The sequence below is a fragment of the Streptomyces sp. MB09-02B genome (assembly GCF_033794485.1).
Taxonomy (GTDB): domain Bacteria; phylum Actinomycetota; class Actinomycetes; order Streptomycetales; family Streptomycetaceae; genus Streptomyces.
Genome location: NZ_JARGEE010000438.1, coordinates 1 through 7,001, shown reverse-complemented (window position 1 = coordinate 7,001; position 7,001 = coordinate 1). Strand labels below are relative to the sequence as shown.

The window sequence follows — 7,001 nt, the reverse complement described above, 5'->3', positions numbered from 1 at the left end:
CACCAGACCCATCCGGACCCCCCGCCCACCGGAACATCCCCCACAGCGAACGTCCTTCTCCCCGCTGAGTTCCGCACCCCGAGACGAGTTGGAGCACCCATGCCCCAGCACGTGCCGTTCTCGCTGGTCGAGGTGTTTCCGCGCCTGTACCAGCACCGTTCGGCAGGCCCCCCACAGCCGCGCCGGATCGTCTTTCTCGCCCGCCGTGACCTCGGTAATCCGGCGGCGGGGGGCTCCGAGCTCCTCGTCGACCGGCTCGCCGACGGACTGACCCGACTCGGCCATCAGGTCACCCTGGTGTGCGGCGGCCCGGCGGCCTACCGCGACTACCGGGTCGTCTCCGCCGGCGGCGACCTGAGCCACCATCTGCGCGCCAAGTCGACCTTCGCCCGGCAGGTCGGCGACTGCGACCTCCTGGTCGAGGTGTGCAACGGCATGCCCTACCTCGCGCCGCTCTGGCACCACGGCCCGACGATGTGCCTGGTCAACCATGTGCACACGGATCTGTGGAAGCAGCGGTTCGGCGGCCCGCTGGCGCCCGCCGCCCGGCTCGGCCGAAGACTCGAACACTGGTCGCTGACGGCCGCACAGCGCCGGAACCTGCTGGTCGCCGTCTCCTCGTCCACGGCCACCGCGCTCCGCTCGATCGGTGTGGAGCGGGAGCGGATACGGGTCGTGCACAACGGCGTCGAGGAGCCGGGGCCGCGTGCCGACCGCTCGCCCGAACCGCTGTTCGTGGCGGTGGGCAGGCTGGTCGAGTACAAGCGGATCGATCTGCTGCTACGGCTCTGGGAACGCGTGCGGCCGGTCACGGGCGGACGGCTCGTGATCGTCGGCGACGGGCCCGAGCGGGCGCGGTTGGAGGCGATGGCCGGGGCCGGTGTCGAGTTCGCCGGGCACGTCTCCGAGGAGGAGAAGCACCGGCTGCTGTGCGCGGCCTGGCTGCTGCTGCACCCGTCCTCGGTGGAGGGGTGGGGGCTGGTCGTGACGGAGGCCGCCGTGCGGGAGACCCCGTCGGTCGCCTTCGACGTACCCGGGCTGCGGGACTCCGTGGTGGACGGGGAGACCGGGGTGCTCGCCCGGGGTGAGTCGTCGTTCGCGGCGGCCTGGTGTGCGCTGGCGTTGTCGACCGATCGGCGGGTGCTGATGGGGAAGGCGGCGCGGGAGCGCGCCGCGCACTATCGGTGGGGGCACACGGTTCGGCAGTTCCGGGCGGTGGCTGCGGAGGCGGTGCGGGGTTGGACGCCTTGAGCGCCAAAGGGGGTGCCTCGACCGGCCGTCGGCGGCTGCGGGTTGTTCGTGGCTTGTCGCGCCCACGCGGCGGAGCCGCACATGTCACAGCCCCGCGCCCCTTGGGAAGCGGTGGTTTCAAGGACCCCTCCTTTCGGCGCTCCCTCACCCTCTTCCGGGCCTTCATGCGGGAGCAGGACGATCCCGAGTACTGCTACTCCCTGCTCGCCCGTGACGCCGTCGATCAGGTGGAGGCGTACGGCGGGCGGTCCGTCGACGGGCTCACCGTGGTCGATGTGGGCGGCGGGAGCGGGTACTTCACCGAGGAGTTCCGGCGACGTGGGGCGCAAGCGTTTCTCTTCGAGCCGGACTTACGGGAGTTGGGGACGAAGCCGCCCGACGGGGCCGTCGTCGCCGACGGGTATCTGCTGCCCCTCGCCGACGGGGTCGCCGACGTCACCTTCACCTCCAACGTGCTGGAGCACGTCGCCGATCCGCCGACCTTCATCAGTGAGCTCGTACGGGTCACCCGGCCCGGCGGGCTGATCTACGTGTCGTTCACGAACTGGCTGTCCCCGTGGGGCGGGCACGAGTGGGCGCCCTGGCACTACCTGGGGGCGGAGCGGGCACGGGCCCGCTATCGGCGCCGTACGGGCAAGGACGCCAAACACACCCTCGGCGAGAACCTCTTCGCCGTGCACATCGGACGCACTCTGCGGCAGGTGCGCGACCGGGACGACGTGACGGTCGTGTCGGCGCGCTCCCGCTACTGGCCGTTCCTCGCGGAGACCGTCGTGAAAGCGCCGGGACTGCGTGAGTTCGCCACCTGGAACCTCCTCCTCATCCTCCGGCGGTGTCCACCATGACGAGCACGGTCCAGGCTCCACCCCCCGCGCCGGTACGGCCCGCGGGCACGACCGAGGGACCCCCCGAGGGCCCTCGGTCGCGGCGCTGGCTGCTGGGATTCTGGGCCGTGGTGTTCGTCCTGCTGGTCGCCGCCCAACCGGGACGGCAGACCTTCGACACCAAGCTCGGCGTCACCACCGACCCCTGGCAGTTCGTCTCCGACCTCGGTCAGCTGTGGCACGACCGGGGCGGGTTCGGCGGCATCGCGGACCAGTACGTCGGTTACCTGTGGCCGATGCTGCCGTACTACGGGCTGACCGATCTGGTCGCGCTGCCGGTGTGGCTGGCGGAGCGGCTGTGGCTGTCGCTGATCGTGTCGGTGGCCTTCTGGGGTGCGCTCCGGCTGGCGGAGCGGCTGGGTGTCGGGAGCTCCGCGTCCCGCCTGCTGGCCGCCGGCGCCTACGCGCTCTGGCCCTTGTTCACCACGGTCGTGGGATCCACCTCGGCCGCCGCGCTGCCCGGGGCGTTCCTGCCGTGGGTGCTGCTGCCGCTGACGAACGAGCGGTACAGCGCGCGGGTGGCGGCCCTGCGGTCGGCGCTGGTCATCCCCTTCATGGGCGGTGTCAACGCCACCGCGACCCTGGCCTCGCTGCTGCCCGTCGGGCTGTACCTGCTCACCCGGACACCGGGACCCAGACAGCGGAGGATGATCGCCTGGTGGGTGCCGGGGGTGATCCTGGCGACCGCCTGGTGGGTGGTGCCTCTGCTGCTGCTCGGCTTCTACGGCGAGAACTTCCTTCCGTACGTGGAGAGTTCACAGACCACGACGGCCACGATGTCCGCCACCGAGGCGCTGCGGGGCGCCGGGAACTGGGTGGCGTATCTGAACTTCGGTGAGCCCTGGCTGCCGGCCGGCTGGTCCGTCGCCGCCTCCGTGCTCGTGATCCTGTCGTCGGCGCTGGCGGCGGGGCTGGGTCTCGCCGGGCTCGCGCGACGGGACATGCCCGAGCGGCGGTGGCTGGTGCTGACCGTGCTGGTCGTCGCGCTGGTCACGCTCGCCGGGTACGGCGGTGTGTTCGGGGCGCCCTTCCACGGGGTGGTCCAGGACTGGCTGAACGGGGGCCTCGCGCCCTTCCGGAACATCTACAAGTTCCAGACCGGGCTGGCCCTCGCGCTCGTGCTGGGGCTCGCGCATCTGGTGGGGGTGGCCACGCAGGCGCACGGGGCCCGCCCGGTGCGGGGGCGGCGCTTCGCCCCGCTGATCGCCGCCGTGCTCGTCGTACCCGGGCTGCTGTGGCCGTACCTCAACGGCTCTGTGCTGCAACCCGGTTCGTTCCGCGAGCTGCCCAAGTACTGGCAGGCGACGGCCGATTGGCTGGAGAAGTACTCGCCGGACTCGCGGGCGCTGGTCGTGCCGGCCACCGCGCACGGCATCCACACCTGGGGCACCACCGTCGACCAGCCCCTCGACGTGCTCGCCGAGTCCCGCTGGGCGCAGCGCGACTACGTGCCGTTCGGCACGCCCGGCAACCGGCGCGCGATGGACGCCGTCGAGCAGGCGCTGCTCACGGGCGCCGAAGTGCCGGGTCTCGCCGACTACTTGAGCCGGGCGGGCCTCTACTACGTCGTCGTCCGCAACGACCTGGATCCCGACCAGATCGGTGCCGTACCGACCACGACCGTGAAGCGGACGCTGGAGCAGTCGGGGTACGAGCGGGTCACCGGGCTCGGGCCGGTCATGACCGGCGGACGGATCGCCGAGGACACCCCGCTGCAGGTCGAGGGCCTGTACGCGCGGCAGCGGGCCGTGGAGATCTACCGGCCCGCCGAGGACGTGCCGCGTCCCGGGCAGGCCGGGCTGAAGGCGATCGCGGACACGGCCGTCGTCTCCGGCGGGCCCGAGTCGCTGCTGCCGCTGGCCGCCGACCCGGAGCTGCGCGACCGGGCCACCGTGCTGACCGGCGACAACCATCCCGGCCTCGGCACCCCGGCCGTCCAGGTGATCGGTGACGGACTGCGCCGGGCGGACACCCGGTTCGGCCTGGTCAACGCCAACACGTCGTACACGTACACGGCGGACGAGCGGAACCCGAGCGGGAGCGTGCAGGACGCCGGTGAGCAGCCGAAGCAGATCCTGCCGGTGTCGGGGCTCGACCATCAGACGGTGGCCGAGCTGCGCGGCGCCAAGTCGGTGACCGCGTCGACGAGCGGCAACTGGCTGTTCCATCTACCTCAGTACGACCCGGTGAACGCCTTCGACGGCGACCGGGACACCGCCTGGGCGGAGGGCGCGGCCGGGTCGGCGAACGGGCAGTGGCTGCGGATCGACTTCGACGGCGGCCAGGACATCCCGGAGACGTTCGAGGTCACCCCGCTGCCGCAGGACGGGGTGCGGTCGGCGCCGACCCGGATCAAGGTGGAGACCGAGCGTGGCTCGCGCTCCACGAACCTCCAGCCGGACGGCTCCACGCAGACCGTCAACGCCCGTCCCGGCGAGACGCGTTGGCTGAAGATCACGATTCTCGACTCGGCGGAGCGGCACACCGGGCTCGTCGGCGCGGGCTTCGCCGAGGTCGACATCCCGGGCGTCAAGGTCACCCGCATGCTGCGGCTGCCGACCGACGCTCAGAACCCCGAGGGCACGGCCGCCTCGGCCGAGGTGGTGTCGCTGGCGCGGGCCGCCGACCCCACCGGCCTCTCCCCCACGGGCACCGAGCCCGGCCTGCACCGCACCTTCGCCACCAGCACGGCGGGCACGTACGAGATGAAGGCGACGGCCGTCCCCGTGCCGGGCGACGAGCTGGACAAGCTGCTGTACGAGGTCGCCCCCGACCAGCAGACCCGGATGACGGCGACCGCCGACTCCACCGCCTCGCTCGGTGCCGGGCTGTCGCCCCGCAACCTCACCGACGGTGACCTGACCACGGCGTGGATCGCGGGCGACGAGCCGACGATCCACCTCAGCTGGAAGGACAAGTGGCCGGTCGGCTCGCTCGTCCTGGCCCCGGCGGGCGGGCTGTCGGCCCGGCCGACCCAGGTCGAGATCAGCTCCCCGGACGGAGCCGTGATCGCCGCTGTCGACGAGAACGGCTGGGTGCGCTTCGACCCGATCAACACCGACCAGCTCGACATCACGGTCACCGAGACGGCCCCCATGACCGTCCACAACCCCGTCGCCGACGACGACCTGCAACTCCCGGTCGGACTCACGGAGGCGTACGTCCCGGCCCTCGACCAGTACCGCACACCGCAGCCCGCCCCGACCCGGGACTTCGAGCTGCCGTGCGGCGAGGGCCCGACGGTCGAGGTCGACGGGACGCTGTACGAGACGAGCGCGCGGGGGACCGTACGGGACCTGGTGGAGCGCCGGCCGATCGATCTGACGCTTTGTCAGGACGGGCGCGCGGGCGGCGGGTTGGAGCTCGACGCCGCCGACCGGCACACCTTCGAGTCCGAGGACTCGGGCGCGCTGGCCGTCACGACCGTGACGCTCACCCGGGGCACGGTCACCGAACCCGCCGTCTCCGGGCGGGACCTGGGCATACGGGACTGGCTCGGCGACCGCCGCGCGGTCACCGTCGGCGACGGCGCGGCCTCCTACCTGACGACGTACGAGAACTTCAACGACGGCTGGAAGGCCACGCTGAACGGCCGCGAACTGACCCCGGTCAGGCTCGACGGCTGGCAGCAGGGCTGGCGCGTCCCCGGCGGCGCCGGCGGCACGGTCAAGCTGTCGTACGAGCCGTCCGTGACGTACGAGGCGGGGCTGATCGGCGCGGGCGTCGGCCTGGTGGCCCTCATCGGGTTGGCCCTCTGGCGCCGGCAGGAGCCCAACCCCGACGGACCGCAGCCCACGCCGCCGGGCCCCGGCCTCTGGCTCGGCACGGTCGCGCTCACCCTCGTCGGCATCGTCATCGCGGGCTTCTTCGCCCTCCTCGTCCCGCTGCTGGCCCTCCTCGCCTGGAAACGGCACACCCTGCTCGTGCCGATCGCCTTCTTGGCGCTCGCGGGCGCGGGGGTCGCCGCCGCGTCCGGGGCGGGCGAGCCGGTCGCGGCCGACGTGGGCGCGTTCGGGCCGGTGGCCCAACTCCTCGCGCTCATCGGCCTGTTCGCGGCGCTGGTGAGCGTGGGCTCGGATGTCGCGACCGCGCCGGAACGGCCCGGTGCCACACGGGAGTTCGAGCGCCCGCCGGGGGCGGAGGCACCGATGGAGCCGTTGCCGCAGCGGCGACGCGTGGGCAAGAAGCTGAACGGCGGGCCCGGCGGCGCGGAAGGGGGAGGCGGCGGATCGGTCGCGAGTCCGACGATCTCGGCGCGCGGGCCGGGCGCCCCGCAGCAGGACCCCGACACCCCGACCCGCCGTATCCCCCTCACCAAGCCGAAGTTCCGGGCGACTCCGCCGGAGGACCAGGGCGGTACGGGAAGGGGGGAGCCGGGATGACGGCGCTGGACCGGCCCGCGCGGGACGAGGCCGCGCCGGGGCCCGTGCGGATCCCCTTCCCGGTGGTGGACGAGGTGTCCCGCCACTGCCTCCAGGAGGAGGAGCCCGAGACCGTCCACATCGAGGTCCACCTCCCCGGCCGGCTCGACCCCGACCGCCTGCGCACGGCCTTCGTCGCCGCGCTGCACCGCCACCCCCGCATCCTCATGCGCGAGGCCCCGGGCCACTGGTACCGGCGCCGCTACGAGTGGGAGCTGACGGAGGAGCCGGAGGTGGAGGTGGTGACCTTCCTGCCGGCCGGGCCGCACGCGTTGCGGGACGCGCGGACGAGAGCGCTGATCGAAGCGCCCCCGCTGACGTTGTCCCCACCGATCCGCCTGGAGGTGGTGGAGGGCGCGGGCCCGGCGGTCGGCAGCGAGGCCTCGGACGCGGTAGGCCTGGCCACGGGCGGTCGCGCCGCAGCAACCGCCCGCCCTCCCTCGGC

The 7,001-nt window shown here is 73.0% G+C and carries 3 protein-coding genes and 1 pseudogene; all 4 read left to right on the top strand.

Features of this window, described 5'->3' with window-relative positions; all coding sequences use genetic code 11:
- Positions 1-99 precede the first annotated feature (99 nt).
- Entirely contained in the window at positions 100-1,251 is a 1,152-nt protein-coding gene (locus P1P70_RS37185; protein WP_319245637.1) for a glycosyltransferase family 4 protein, read from the top strand.
- A 164-nt stretch (positions 1,252-1,415) separates the two neighbouring features.
- Positions 1,416-2,096 (top strand): class I SAM-dependent methyltransferase, encoded by a 681-nt coding sequence (locus P1P70_RS37180; RefSeq protein ID WP_319245635.1) that lies wholly within the window; start codon positions 1,416-1,418, stop codon positions 2,094-2,096.
- On the top strand, positions 2,093-6,517 hold the full coding sequence (locus tag P1P70_RS37175; RefSeq protein WP_319245638.1) for an alpha-(1->3)-arabinofuranosyltransferase: 4,425 nt from the start codon (positions 2,093-2,095) through the stop codon (positions 6,515-6,517). The genes P1P70_RS37180 and P1P70_RS37175 overlap by 4 nt, the downstream gene beginning before the upstream one ends.
- Positions 6,514-7,001 (top strand): annotated as a pseudogene (locus P1P70_RS37170) (condensation protein); the annotation flags it as partial. The gene P1P70_RS37175 and the pseudogene P1P70_RS37170, both read left to right, overlap by 4 nt.